Consider the following 13,184-nt stretch of genomic DNA (forward strand, 5'->3'; position numbering starts at 1 on the left):
ATTTTTTTTGTTTATTCTAAAGGAATAGCTATGACGATACAATATGTAACAAAGGAAACGCTGGAGCAAATGAAGGAAGAGCTGCAACACATGAAGGGGGTAGAACGCCCTGCAGCCAGCCGGGCTATTGCTGAGGCACGTGAAAAAGGCGACTTAAAGGAAAACGCTGAGTATGACGCCGCGAAAGAGGCCCAGGGCATCCTGGAAGCCAAAATAGCCGCCCTGGAAGGCGCATTGGCCAATGCCCGGGTGGTAGATGAATCTACTATTGACACCAGCAAAGTGTCTATCCTTACCAAGGTAAAGCTCACCAATCTGAAAACAAAGAAACAGGTGATCTACCAGTTGGTAAGCGAGCAGGAAGCCGATCTGAAGTCGGGTAAAATATCCATCACCTCTCCTATAGGAAAAGGTATCCTGGGTAAAGAGCCCGGCACCATAGCCGATGTGCAGGCCCCCGCCGGCGTCATCCAATTTAAAATTGAAGAGATCAGCATATAATTTTATACAGCCGGCTGCAGTACAGATGGCATCATCGTTGTGTCACACTCTTGTACTTCAGTGCTGATGGCAACTTTTTAAAACCGCCCCCATTAAACCGGGGCGGTTTTTTTGTAGCTTTGAGAAAACAGGTACATAACGATAAACGGCAAACACATAATAATAAATAATTAGCATGACGATCTTTTCAAAAATCATCGCAGGCGAGATCCCTTCTTATAAAATTGCAGAAAACGACCGGTTCTATGCGTTCCTGGATATTTTTCCTTTGCGCAAAGGCCACACCCTTGTCATTCCTAAAATTGAAGTAGATAATTTATTTGATGTGCCGGATGAATACCTGGGCGAACTGCTGGTGTTTGCCAAACCCATTGCAAAAGCCATCGAAAAAAGTTTTAACTGCAACCGCTGCGGCGTAAGCGTAGTAGGCATAGAAGTACCGCATGCGCACGTACATTTAATCCCCCTGAACAATGCCAACGATCTCAACTTCACACAACCCAAATTAAAGTTATCGCCCGAAGAAATGAAAGAAATCCAGGAACTGATCGTAAAAAGCCTATGAGGTTTACAAAACCTCATAGGTTTAACTAACCGGTCTCAGTCTCGCTGTAAAATGCCGCAGGAGCGGCGCTTCATATGCTATTTCATAACCTTTTACTGACGCGCGCTTATTGAACACTTCAATAATGACCTCCGCCACATAATCAATATGACTTTGGGTGTACACCCGGCGTGGAATGGCCAGTCGCACCAGCTCCATTGGCGCGGGGATTAAAGCCCCATCTTCCGCATATTTGCCAAACATCAGGGAGCCGATCTCCACACTCCTTATCCCTCCTTCAATATACAATTCATTGCTCAGCGCCAGACCGGGATATTGATGCACCGGCACGTGCGGCAGAAAGGCTTTAGCATCCAGATATACTGCGTGCCCGCCCACCGGTTTTACAAAGGGTATGCCCGCGGCTTCCAGCTTTTCGCCAATATATTCCATGCTTCGGATACGGTATTTCAAATAGTCCTCCTGCACAATTTCTTCCAGTCCCACAGCAATGGCTTCCAGGTCGCGCCCGGCAAGGCCGCCATAGGTAGGAAAGCCTTCTGTAATAACCAAAAGATTCCGGCATTCCTGTGTTAAGGCGGCATCATTCAGCGCCAGGAATCCCCCAATATTGGCAAAAGCATCTTTCTTGGCGCTCATGGTACAGCCATCGGCACAAGAAAAAAGCTCATTGGCAATTTCGAGGATGGTCTTTTGCGCATAGCCCTCTTCCCGTTGTTTTATAAAATAACAGTTCTCCGCAAAGCGACAGGCATCAATAAAAAAGGCCACTCCGTATTTCTTACAGATCCGACTGGCCGCGCGGATGTTTTCCATACTTACCGGCTGCCCGCCGCCGGAATTATTGGTAATGGTAATAATGACCATCGCAATATTTTCGGCCCCTTTTTCCAATATTATTTTTTCCATCGCTTCCAGATCAATATTGCCTTTAAATGGAGCAGGAACAGAAGGTTGTAAACCTGCTTCCGTCAACAGATCAATCCCCGTAGCTCCGGAAAACTCAATATTGGCGCGGGTGGTATCAAACAACGTGTTACTTAAAAAGTATTTCCCTTTTCCTCCGGTGATGGTAAATAATATTTTTTCAGAAGCCCGGCCCTGGTGGGTGGGAATGATGTTTTTCATGCCGGTGATTTTTTGCACAGCCGTTTCAAAGCGATAAAAGCTTTTACTGCCGGCGTAGGATTCATCGCCTTCCATCATCGCCGCCCATTGCCGGCTGCTCATGGCAGACGTACCGCTGTCCGTCAGCAGATCGATCAGCACATCATCTGCACGTACTAAAAACGGGTTATAAAAGGCCTCTTCTAAAATTTTTATTCGTTGCTCACGGCTGGTAAAACGTAAGGGTTCTACCGATTTTATGCGAAACGGTTCAATAATGGTCGTTGCCATAAATTATTTTTTGATGGGTCAATGATTAGCCGGAAAAACGGGAAGGCGGTAAAATAGCGTCTTCCTGCTTGTAATTTTGCCGGCCATTTTTAGTCGACTGCAATGATATTTATAAAGAAGGGTACGCAGCGGTACGCTTTCCTGCGGGGTGCAGGAAAATCAGGTAGGACTTTTTATGACTTTTTGCCAGAGCGGGAGCATCAGCAATATTAGGAAAGTTTCGGCAAAAAAAGACGTCTGCCTAAAAAGGCTCATCGGCGCTGGGGCCGTAGCTACCAGGGATCGGCACCTCCAGCAGCCGCAGGAATACACCCAACTGTGCACGGTGGTGGATGATCTGAGATAAGGATATTCGGATCATATCGGCTTTTGGATCGGCGCTGTAAATCTTTTCCCCTTTGCGCATTATCCAGGGTGTGTCCAAAACAGCCTCCGTTGCTTTTGCCAGGTTTTCGCGGCCCTCCAATACGCTTTTTTCAAAGAGTTCCATCAGGGACCGGGTATCATTAATGGGTGTAGGTTTATAGTCCATCGTGGCAAAATCAACCCCATCGGTATTGAGTGCCATGCTAACCCAGGCGGGTAGTTCTGCAATATGCGTTGCCAGTTGGCGAACGGTCATGCTTTTGGGGTGTGGCTGCCAATCGTATTTATCATCCGGCACAATAGATAAAAACTTACGGGTAGTGGCCATTTCTTTTTCAAAATCACGCTGAAAAACTTCGACGCTGTTCATAATATTATATTTTTTGATTTTAAGAAAGTATTGTTGCAGCAAAACCATTTTGCCGCATAAGATGGGTAACCTCCAGGACATTTACCGGCACGGAAGTTTCAATACGCAGTATGTTATCACAATCCTCCAGATCAAAGTTTATTTTAGACCCCGGCAGCAACTGCTTCAGGCTTCTTACTAATAATTTGGCAACGGGCGGTTCCAAAACATTGGTCTTAAATATTGCTACAGATGATTTCATTTTGACGAGGTTTAATGATCGTTTCCTGTACAAAATAAAACCAGGGTAGTGACAGCAGTGTGTCAGGAGTAGTTAATAGTGAACAGTGAATAGTCAATGGGCACATCACTATGCACTATTGCCTATTGGCCATTGCCTTTGATCTTCTGAGGGTTCTTTTTTATAAAATCTTCCCAGCCCTTAAACCCTGCTTTTTTTTGAAGGGGCGAGCTGATCTGGTAATGATGGCATAACGCCACCGCAAGCGCATCGGTAGCATCAAAATGCTCCGGAGCTTCTTTTAATGACAGGATCTGCTGCAGCATTTTCCAAACCTGTTCTTTGGCGGCGTTCCCGTTGCCTGTTACAGATTGTTTTACTTTCCGTGGCGAATATTCTGTTACCGGTATATGGTGCTGCATGGCTGCTGCAATGGCCACTCCCTGTGCCCGGCCCAGTTTGAGCATACTTTGCACGTTCTTTCCAAAAAAGGGTGCTTCGATGGCGAATTCGTTCGGTTGATGGGTGGTAATTAATGCCACTACCTGTTCATGAATCCGGCTCAGCCGTTCATAATGATCCAGGCGCGCGGAAAATTTTACAGCATGCATTTCGCGCAACTGTACCTTATTATGCCGGCATTCAATGATGCTGTAGCCCATAATCAGCGTACCCGGATCAATGCCCAATATTATTTTGTCGTCTGATTGATGGCCGGGTATTAATTTTGCGTTTGATTTCATGAAGATTAGCAAAAATATCAAATTATTTTTCAATTATTTTTTAGGCCCTCTGCTGTTTGTGTGGCTCTGCTGGTCTATTTACAAACAGGTGCGCAGCCAGGAGAATCTGGTGGCTTCCTGGCAACAGATTAAGGCTTCTTTAACAAGTTCCAAAATTATTTACCTGGCGGCAGTTATTGCGTTGATGTTTATTAACTGGGCAACGGAAGCCTATAAATGGCGATTGGCAATAAGGACGGTACAAAAAATTTCATTACCCCGCGCCTTCAAAGCGGTGTTATCAGGGGTATCCTTTTCGGTAGCAACCCCTAACAATATTGGAGATTATGTGGGGCGTATTTTATATGTGGAAGAGGGTAAGCGTATAAAAGCAGTCACACTCACTATTGTAAGCAATGCCAGCCAATTGCTGATAACCATCCTGATGGGTTTAATAGGGCTTTATTTTTTAAAGGATCCCATCGTGCAGTCGGGTATGATATCCCCCATATGGTTTGATGCGTTGTTTTATGGCATCGGGTTCTGTACGGCATTGTTATTGCTTCTTTATTTTCGCGTATCCTGGATGGTAAAATGGATCGACCGGCTTCCGGCCAGTAGGAAATTTTCCTGGTCTATTGAAGCGCTGGAAAATTTTAATGCAACGATACTGATCCGGTTGCTGTCTTTATCAGTAACAAGGTTTTTTATCTTTACCCTGCAGTATTATTTATTGCTTCAGTTATTTGAGGTTACTGTCAGTTTCTGGCAATGCTGGATGGGAATAAGCGTAATGTTCCTGATACTTGCAATTATACCCACTATTGCCATTTTTACTGATCTGAGTGTGAGAAGTAGTATAAGTTTACCTATATTAGGGTTGTTCAGCAGCAATCAGTTGGGCATCAGTTTAACCTCTGCCGGCATTTGGCTGATTAATATGATCATACCGGCACTGATAGGAAGCGTGCTGGTATTGGGAATTAAAAAAATATTTAAAAGCAAAAATGAAAACGCTTAGTTTATTTCTGGCTCCGTTTCTGTTTATGTTCCTGCAGGGTGAAAAAACACCGGTGGCACAGGAGGAGCACGCTACGGTTGAGGGAGGCTGCGCTATTCCTAATACTGCATTTCAGGCCGGAGAAAAAGTAGGGTTTACGGTGGGTTATAGCGTAGGCGGCGTTTTTGTTCCGGCAGGCACCGGAGCGTTTGTCACCACCTTAGAAAAATTAAACGGCCGGTCCGTTTATCATATCACCGGTACCGGAAAAACATTATCCTCCTATGAATGGGCCTACAAGGCCAATGACACGTATGAAACCTATATGGATGTAAATACGATGCAGCCACTCAAATTTATACGAAACATTAGTGAAGGGGGGTATAAAAAATACCAGAATGTAAGTTTTAACAAAACGGCGAATACTGCGGTAAGCGGCGATGGTGTTTTTAAAATTCCTGCCTGTGTACACGATGTGGTGAGTTCCGTTTTTTATGCGCGCAACATCGATTATAATTCCCTGAAACCCGGCGACCGCATTGCGTTTAACCTCTTTCTGGACAATGAGATCTTTAATATGTACATTCGTTACCTGGGCAAGGAAACCATCACTACCCGGTACGGCAAATTCAAAACAATAAAAATAAAGCCGCTTACCATAAAAGGAACCATTTTTGAGGGTGGTGAAAAAATGACGGTGTGGGTCTCTGATGATGCTAACAGGGTGCCGGTGCGCGTGGAAAGTCCGATCATTGTCGGTAAGGTTAAAATCGACATGACGAGCTTTGAGAACCTGAAAAACCCGATGACGGCGTTGATTAAAAAGAACTGAGCAAGTAGTTGTTAGTCTTCAGTTTTTAGTTTATCAGCTTTCGGTCTTTTGAACAACGCATATCCGGAATTTGCTTGCTGTCTGTTGACTATTCACTTTTCACCATTATTACCCTTTTTTTGGGAACCCTGTTTAAGAGTAAATTTTCTTAATGAATCTGATGACGGGCTATAAAGGCCTGCGTTTCCTGCCACCAGGGGCTATTTTCATCCCAACTGATCGTTGACCCACCGGCCGCCTTATTGCCGCTCCAGATCACTACACCATCCGTAAGCGGGTACAATGTTTCCAATTCAAACTTCCAGACAGCCGCCGGGACAAACTGCAGGTCCAGGCCGGTGCCTTCATGAAACTGGGGCCATATATAAGCGTAAATGTGTTTGCCGGTATTATATTTTTTTGCTTCAGATACTACTGCTGTAACAAAGTTCTTCCACGCCAGGGTGTCCGTATTAAAGGTATAACAAGCAGGAAAAAATATATCGACCACATTGGCCAGCGGCGTCAGGGCATTATTCGTTTTTTGCCAGTTTACATAGTTTGCGCTTCCCACAGGCTGAATATTGTTCCAGTTATATTTATTCTGTGGTATAGCCCCGTAGTAACCGACCGGGGATTGCGGGTTTGTCTTCTTAAAAATTTTCACTACCTGGATGTATCTTTCTATCGTGGTGGGGAGCTGTGCAGCGGCATAAGACCAGGATTCTATATCCAGCGTTACCGGCGTATTGGTATTTGATAAACTTTTTTTGGCCGCCGCAACTATTTTTGTTGAGTCCGGCAATTTATCCGTCGGGTTAGCAGGATCCGGAGTGATCAATGCGTTCTCATAAAAAATATTCAGGGCATGTACACCCTTACTGGTAAGATCCGGGGTATTCGAATAATGGATCGAATTAAAGATCTTAAATGAGGAAGCTGCGGGAGATTGAACCTGAGAAGCCCCTTTAGAACATCCCATAAAAAATACAAAAACGGAACATCCTGCTACGATCAGAAATAATGACTTATTGTGCACGGGAAGTAATTGTAATTCAAATAACCGCCAAAACTGCGCCGAATTTCCTTTGCTGCGCTTATTACCTGCTTATAAATCATTTTGCTTAAAATAGATTTTATCTCCAAGGTCCCGCAGATGGCGCTGATCTTGCGCAGAATAAATTGGGTTTTCAAAGCTCATTCAATTTAAAAAACTGGTCGGCCCGGATGCCACGTGGCGTTTCGCGCAGGGTACAGCATTCTATTTCTGGATCGTGCTCAAAAAAGAGCACGTAATTATTTGCAACAGCTTCTTTCAAAAAAGCTTCTTTTTCCGTCATAGTAATTAACGGTCGCGTATCATAAGCCATTACGTAAGGCAGGGGGATGTGCCCCGGGGAAGGCAGCAGATCCGCCATAAATACAATCGTTTTTTCTTTATACTGCACCTGGGGCAACATCATAGCATCGGTATGGCCGTTGGCAAACCGAATGGAAACATTTTCCAGAAACAATGCAGTATCGAACTGCACTGCATCACTGGTTATATCGTCAATGAACTTTAATCTGCCACTTTCCTGTATGGGCAGAATATTCTCCTTCAGGAAGGAGGCCTTCTCTCTTGGATTGGGGTACATCGCCCAGTTCCAATGTGCTTCATTGCTCCAGTAAACTGCATTCTTAAATGCAGGAACTAATTTATCATCTTCTTTTTTAATAGCCCCGCCACAATGGTCAAAATGCAGGTGAGTCAGGAACACATCAGTAATATCATCCCTATGAAAACCGTTCGCCGCCAATGATCGGTCCAGGTTGTCGGAGCCATGCAAGTAATAATACCCAAAGAATTTTTCACTTTGCTTATCGCCCATACCACAGTCCACCAGGATCAGCCGGTTACCCGTTTCAATCAATAAACTTCTGGTCGCCCAACTGCACATATTATTTTCATCTGCAGGGTTCAGCTCGTTCCAGATGCTTTTGGGCACCACTCCGAACATCGCGCCCCCATCTAATTTAAAATGTCCGCAATTAACTGTATATAGATTCATAAAACTGTGTTATAAGCTTATAATATTATAATAAATAATAATATACATAACTACTTTTGGGTTCAGAAAATGCCAAAAAAAATAATGAACCAAGTTAAACATATTTTGGTATTCTTCCTTCTATTGGTGGGAATTGCAGCGTGTCGCAAAAGAGACCCGGCTGGTCTCTTCCCGGCAAAGACGAACCCTGCGGCTACTCCAACTCATACCCCAACACCAACTCCAACCCCCAATCCTACTCCCAATCCTGGCACCGTTCCTACGCCTGATCATGTGGTAGTGCTGATAATGGAAAATCACTCCTACTCCCAGGTCATAGGTTCTTCGAGCGCCCCCTATATCACAGCGCTTGCATCGGCTGCAAACAGTACATCATTTATCAGTTCATATGCTATTGAGCATCCGAGCCAGCCAAATTATCTGGATTTGTATTCTGGCAACAACCAGGGCGTAACCGACGACGAGGTTCCTGCGGGAATACCTTTTACCACGCCCAACCTTGGAAGACAACTGCTGGATTCAGGAATGACCTTTACAACTTTTTCTGAAGATCTTCCCAGCGTAGGATACAACGGCGCCACTTCCGGACAGTATGCAAGAAAACACAATCCTGCTGCCAACTGGATGGGCACGGGAAAAAATCAGATACCGGCAACAACCAATCAGCCGCTCACCGCCTTTCCGGGCGATTTTACCAAATTACCCACCGTTGCCTTTGTTGTTCCAAACCTGATCAATGATATACATGATGGCACGGTGGCCCAGGGAGATTCATGGGTAAAGAATAATTTTGACGCCTATATTCAGTGGGCCAAAACGCATAACAGCGTTTTAATACTAACTTTCGATGAAGATGACAACAATCATAAAAATCAAATACCCACCATATTTAGCGGTCAACATGTAAAAACGCTCCAGGACGCAACGAATATCACCCATTATAGCGTATTGCGCACCATCGAGGAAATATACCATTTGCCCTATATAGGCAATGCGACAAATGCAACTACCATTGTGGATTGCTGGCAGTAAGGTAATCGTGAAACGTCAACCGATAAACGAGAAGTTCTCCCGCTTATCGGTTGACTACTCCCCGCAGGCTATCCTTTTTTGCTTTACCAATGCCGAATAGAGCCAGAAAAGGCCGATTACAAAAAAGAGCACTAAAGATAAAATAGAATTCTTCATGTTGCCGGTAACCTCCTCAATAAACCCGAAGCAGAAAATGCCAAATACGATGGCCAGTTTTTCGGTAAAATCATAATAACTGAAAAAGGAAGCCGTATCCCGCGTATCAGGCATCAATTTGGAATAAGTGGACCGGCTTAAGGATTGTATACCTCCCATTACCAGGCCTACGGCCGATGCCAGTGCATAGAAATAATATTCCGTATTCATTCCTTGTTCTGCCAACTGGGCGGTATAAAAAGCAGCAATACAGATCAGTATCCAGAAAACTACCACGGCCATCAGCACCACCAGGTTTCCCAAACGGGCAGACAGGCGCGACATAAACCAAGCGCCCAGAATGGCTACCAGTTGTATGACCACCACTGTAACAATCAGTTTGGTATCAGGAAGTTTTAGAACCTTGCTGCCAAACAATGTGGCGGCCAGCATTACGGTTTGCACGCCCATACTATAAAAAAAGAAGCCCCGCAAAAAGCGTTTTAATACCGGCAACTGTTTTACCAACAGGTACACTTTTTTTATTTCGGAGAACCCCTCTTTGAAAGCATTACCTTTAGTTACTGCTGGTCGTTTTATTTCCGGTACCCGGTTAAACGTAAGTTGTGCAAAACCCAGCCACCAGGCACCTACTAATAAAAATGTAATGCGTGTAGCCCATCCACTATCTTTCATGGTAACCACCAACGCAAAACCCACCAGTTGCATAATAACGCTGCCGATATATCCAAAAGAAAAGCCCCGGGCACTTACCCTGTCCTGGTCTTCCGGCGCCGCGATCTCCGGCAAAAAGGCGTTGTAAAAAACAAGGCTTCCTACATAGCCCATAGCAGCCAGCATAAAAGCCAGGATGCCCAACCCCAGCGTATCGCTTTTGAAAAAAAACAATGCGCTGCAACCCAATGCCCCCATATAGGTAAAAAAGCGCATAAAGTTTTTCTTGTTGCCCCGGGTATCTGCAATAGATGTTAATACGGGGTAGAGCAGTGCTATAAACAAGTAGGCTACCGACAAAGTGTAATCGTATAAAGAAGAGTTTACAAAATCCCTGCCCAGGAAATGCACTTTATGCCCATCTGCCGACCCGCCGGTAACGGCTAAAAAATAGATGGGAAAAAAGGTAGTGGTAATAACCAGATTATAAACAGAATTGGCCCAGTCAAACATCGCCCAGGCATTGATCACTTTCTTAGAAGCCGTTTGCATCCTTGTTTTGTTTCTATAAAAATAGAAAATACCGGGTAAAGAACAATCTATTTCATTTGACGAGTCTGCTCCTAGTACCCGCCTGTACCATTCACCCGCCTGTACCAAATGGCAGATTCGGGCGGGGCAGGCACGAATTAATAACACCGCCGCCCTCCAACATCGCTGATATTAGCCGCGGACAGGCATTTGGAAGGCCAACACACTAACAATAGGAACGGGGATATGATTGTTTTGTTGGTGATTTCGCTGCGCACCTGGCCACGCGCAACACCAACAAAGGAGAAAACGCCCATATAACCAATCAGGACGCGGTTTTTATCCTATTTTACCTTTGCGTTTTCGAAACCGGCGAGCACCAGTTCCCGTAATTTTTCAAATTCGATATGCAGGAATTTTCCCGAAATACCAATTGGCGTTTTATAGAGTTGATAATTCAATTCCATTGCCCTTTTCTTTAAAGGGTTAATCTGATTTTGGATATACTCTAATGGATTGGTTACCTCCAACATTAAAAACGGCTGAGCGGCTACCAACTCTGTGCGTATGCTTTTAATATCTTTCCATAAAACTTTTCCGGCGGCAATACCACTGGATTGATCGATAATGCCCTCTTCGCTAAGCAGCAGTCCTTCTTTTTTATTTAAAAGTGTTTTTGTTAAAAAGATACTGATGACTCCAAAAAAGGCAATGCACAAATACCCGATGGTGCGGATCATTGCCGGATCATCACTCCGGATAAACCAAAAGGGCTTTATAATAAATAATAGCCCCAATAGTACAATAAGCATGGAAGCAGCAAAATTGCGCGTTGTTTTTTTCTTGTCGACCGGAATATTGATGGGATAATTCATTGTGTATTACTTAAAAAGAGAACAGCCTTAGAATACCGACAAACGAAAAACGTGAGACGTTAAATAGCGCTTCTAAATTCATTTTTCTATCATTTTTGAGATCATCGCAAAACAACGGTTAAGCAGCACTCCGATATGATTAAGATCTTCTATTACAAAATAATTCAAATCGACTGCCGATTCAAGTGCAGCATCGATTTCAACTTCGGAACCCCTCGAAATTTCATAAAATCTTCTTCTTTCAGCTTCTGATTTTCTTGTAGACCCTTCTGCCAAATTTAGTTTGACTGAAATTGCCGCCCGGCGGATTTGCTGGATCATATTAAACCGCTCCTCAACAGGCAGAAGAATGTTTACTTTATACGTCTCTTTTACTAATTCCCTTATTACAAGATATACATCCAGCGATTTGTGTTTCAGGTTTAAAAACATAGAGGTGCTTTTTAGTATTAGAAAATAAACTTTATTAAAGATACCCTTTTATCGTTTATCGTCTCACCTCTGCCGCTTTTTAACCAACTATTTCCCATTCAATATCCGCACCGCGTCCTTTGCAAAATAAGTCGCAATCAGATCGGCCCCGGCTCTTTTGATAGAAGTAAGACTTTCAATAATCGCTTTATCTTCATCCAGCCAGCCCTTTTCCGCCGCAGCTTTGATCATAGCGTATTCGCCGCTTACATGATAGGCGCTTACCGGAACCGTAACTGCATTTTTTACTTCGCGGATTATATCCAAATAAGCCATCGCAGGTTTTACCATTACGATATCGGCGCCCTGCTCCACATCCTGCAGCGTTTCATTGATGGCTTCAATGCGGTTGGCATAATTCATCTGGTAGGTTTTTTTGTCGCCAAAGCCGGGTGCGCTATCCAGGGCATCTCTGAACGGACCGTAAAAGCAACTGGCATACTTGGCGGAATAACTCATAATGCCCACATCGGAAAAATTATTTTCTTCCAGCGCATTTCTGAAGGCACCAATGCGCCCATCCATCATATCGCTGGGTGCAATAAAATCGGCACCGGCAGCGGCATGGGAAAGACTCATTTTTGTAAGCGCTTCCACAGTGGCATCATTCAGTATCGTTCCTTTTTCAACATCAACAATACCATCATGGCCGTAAACAGAATAGGGGTCCAGGGCCACATCTGTCATCACCACCATTTCGGGCACTTTATTTTTGATCGCCTTAATGGCCCGCTGCATCAACCCCTCAGGGTTCCAACTTTCCCTGCCGGCGTTATCTTTAGTATCGTCGTTGGCTTTTACAAAAAGCAATACAGCCTTAATGCCCATTGCCCAGATTACCGCTACTTCTTCCAACGTCTTATCTAATGAACGACGGTAATAGCCGTGCATAGACGAAATTTCCTCTACAACACCGTTGCCTTCAGTAATAAAAATGGGCAGGATGAAATCGTCAGGAGTTAATACTGTTTCAGCCACCAATGCTCTTATTGCGGCGGACTTTCTTGTAATCCTGTTTCTTCTTTGTAAAATCATAATTTTATTATTTCTGATTTTTTGATGTCTGATTTATGATTTGTTGCGGTTCCATTTTGCCGTTTTATCTGTTGCAGCGAAAATTGCAGTCAAATGATTCGCCTCATCAGTTAAACGATCCAGTTCTTTCCCGCGCATTAATTCAGCTTCCTTGACAACTTCCAGCCAATAATGACTTTCATCTGCTTCCTCTAAAACGATTTCGATTTTATATATAAAGTCTGCGTTAGATTTCGCCCTTGCCGTCGCCCGGTAATTTGCCCCAACACTTCCCGCAGACCGAATCAACTGTTTCGCTGTTTCAAAACCTGCAGCATTTCTGGGAAAATCTTCACAAAGTTTAATAATATCCACATGAAATCTTTTTGTTCTTTGTTGGAGTTCATTTCGTGTCATAATGTTATCATTTAGGTTAGAGAATTAAGT

At 44.0% G+C, this 13,184-nt stretch carries 16 protein-coding genes; 5 read left to right on the forward strand and 11 right to left on the reverse strand.

The annotated features are described in order from the left end of the window. Nucleotides 1–30 precede the first annotated feature (30 nt). Nucleotides 31–501, forward strand: a complete 471-nt coding sequence (gene greA / locus NIASO_RS13060; protein ID WP_008586492.1) for a transcription elongation factor GreA — start codon at nt 31–33, stop codon at nt 499–501. Nucleotides 502–676: 175 nt separating this feature from the next. After that, nucleotides 677–1,066: an HIT family protein gene (locus NIASO_RS13065; RefSeq protein ID WP_008586494.1), complete on the forward strand. Its 390-nt coding sequence runs from the start codon at nt 677–679 to the stop codon at nt 1,064–1,066. 21 nt (nt 1,067–1,087) lie between these two features. Here NIASO_RS13065 and NIASO_RS13070 read toward each other — a convergent pair whose 3' ends face one another. The 4 genes from NIASO_RS13070 to ruvC form a co-directional block, all read right to left on the reverse strand. After that, on the reverse strand, nt 1,088–2,464 hold the full coding sequence (locus NIASO_RS13070) for a tryptophanase (protein ID WP_008586496.1): 1,377 nt from the start codon (nt 2,462–2,464) through the stop codon (nt 1,088–1,090). A 241-nt stretch (nt 2,465–2,705) separates the two neighbouring features. Further along, a complete protein-coding gene (locus NIASO_RS13075) occupies nt 2,706–3,200 on the reverse strand; it encodes a DinB family protein (protein WP_008586498.1) in 495 nt (164 codons plus the stop codon). 19 nt (nt 3,201–3,219) lie between these two features. Next, the gene (locus NIASO_RS13080) at nt 3,220–3,441 is read right to left on the reverse strand and encodes a hypothetical protein (protein WP_008586500.1); all 222 of its coding nucleotides are present in this window, start codon (nt 3,439–3,441) and stop codon (nt 3,220–3,222) included. 122 nt (nt 3,442–3,563) lie between these two features. Next, nucleotides 3,564–4,163 carry a crossover junction endodeoxyribonuclease RuvC gene (ruvC, locus tag NIASO_RS13085; protein WP_008586501.1) on the reverse strand — a complete coding sequence of 200 codons (600 nt, stop codon included), beginning with the start codon at nt 4,161–4,163 and terminating at the stop codon, nt 3,564–3,566. Here ruvC and NIASO_RS13090 point away from each other — a divergent pair. After that, the gene (locus NIASO_RS13090) at nt 4,162–5,163 is read left to right on the forward strand and encodes a lysylphosphatidylglycerol synthase domain-containing protein (protein WP_025298956.1); all 1,002 of its coding nucleotides are present in this window, start codon (nt 4,162–4,164) and stop codon (nt 5,161–5,163) included. The two genes, ruvC and NIASO_RS13090, sit on opposite strands and share 2 nt — an antisense overlap. After that, nucleotides 5,150–5,974, forward strand: coding sequence for a DUF3108 domain-containing protein (locus NIASO_RS13095; protein ID WP_008586505.1), 825 nt, complete (start codon nt 5,150–5,152; stop codon nt 5,972–5,974). The genes NIASO_RS13090 and NIASO_RS13095 overlap by 14 nt, the downstream gene beginning before the upstream one ends. A gap of 148 nt (nt 5,975–6,122) precedes the next feature. Here NIASO_RS13095 and NIASO_RS13100 read toward each other — a convergent pair whose 3' ends face one another. Further along, nucleotides 6,123–6,935: a hypothetical protein gene (locus NIASO_RS13100; RefSeq protein ID WP_025298957.1), complete on the reverse strand. Its 813-nt coding sequence runs from the start codon at nt 6,933–6,935 to the stop codon at nt 6,123–6,125. A 208-nt stretch (nt 6,936–7,143) separates the two neighbouring features. Further along, nucleotides 7,144–8,004: an MBL fold metallo-hydrolase gene (locus tag NIASO_RS13110; RefSeq protein WP_008586509.1), complete on the reverse strand. Its 861-nt coding sequence runs from the start codon at nt 8,002–8,004 to the stop codon at nt 7,144–7,146. An 84-nt stretch (nt 8,005–8,088) separates the two neighbouring features. Between NIASO_RS13110 and NIASO_RS13115 the strand changes: the two genes are divergently transcribed. Further along, entirely contained in the window at nt 8,089–9,036 is a 948-nt protein-coding gene (locus tag NIASO_RS13115; RefSeq protein ID WP_008586511.1) for an alkaline phosphatase family protein, read from the forward strand. A gap of 54 nt (nt 9,037–9,090) precedes the next feature. On the opposite strand, the gene NIASO_RS13120 is transcribed toward NIASO_RS13115, so the two are convergent. From NIASO_RS13120 to NIASO_RS13140, 5 genes are all read right to left on the reverse strand, one after another. After that, complete coding sequence (locus tag NIASO_RS13120) at nt 9,091–10,398, reverse strand: MFS transporter (protein ID WP_008586513.1); 1,308 nt, start codon at nt 10,396–10,398, stop codon at nt 9,091–9,093. A gap of 323 nt (nt 10,399–10,721) precedes the next feature. Then, complete coding sequence (locus NIASO_RS13125) at nt 10,722–11,252, reverse strand: STM3941 family protein (protein ID WP_008586514.1); 531 nt, start codon at nt 11,250–11,252, stop codon at nt 10,722–10,724. A 78-nt stretch (nt 11,253–11,330) separates the two neighbouring features. Continuing rightward, on the reverse strand, nt 11,331–11,684 hold the full coding sequence (locus NIASO_RS13130) for a four helix bundle protein (RefSeq protein ID WP_008586517.1): 354 nt from the start codon (nt 11,682–11,684) through the stop codon (nt 11,331–11,333). Between the two features lie 87 nt (nt 11,685–11,771). Further along, nucleotides 11,772–12,758 carry a porphobilinogen synthase gene (gene hemB / locus NIASO_RS13135; RefSeq protein ID WP_008586518.1) on the reverse strand — a complete coding sequence of 329 codons (987 nt, stop codon included), beginning with the start codon at nt 12,756–12,758 and terminating at the stop codon, nt 11,772–11,774. Nucleotides 12,759–12,791: 33 nt separating this feature from the next. Beyond that, a complete protein-coding gene (locus NIASO_RS13140; protein ID WP_008586520.1) occupies nt 12,792–13,154 on the reverse strand; it encodes a four helix bundle protein in 363 nt (120 codons plus the stop codon). Nucleotides 13,155–13,184 lie beyond the last annotated feature (30 nt).

It is taken from the genome of Niabella soli DSM 19437 (assembly GCF_000243115.2).
Classification (GTDB): Bacteria; Bacteroidota; Bacteroidia; order Chitinophagales; family Chitinophagaceae; genus Niabella; species Niabella soli.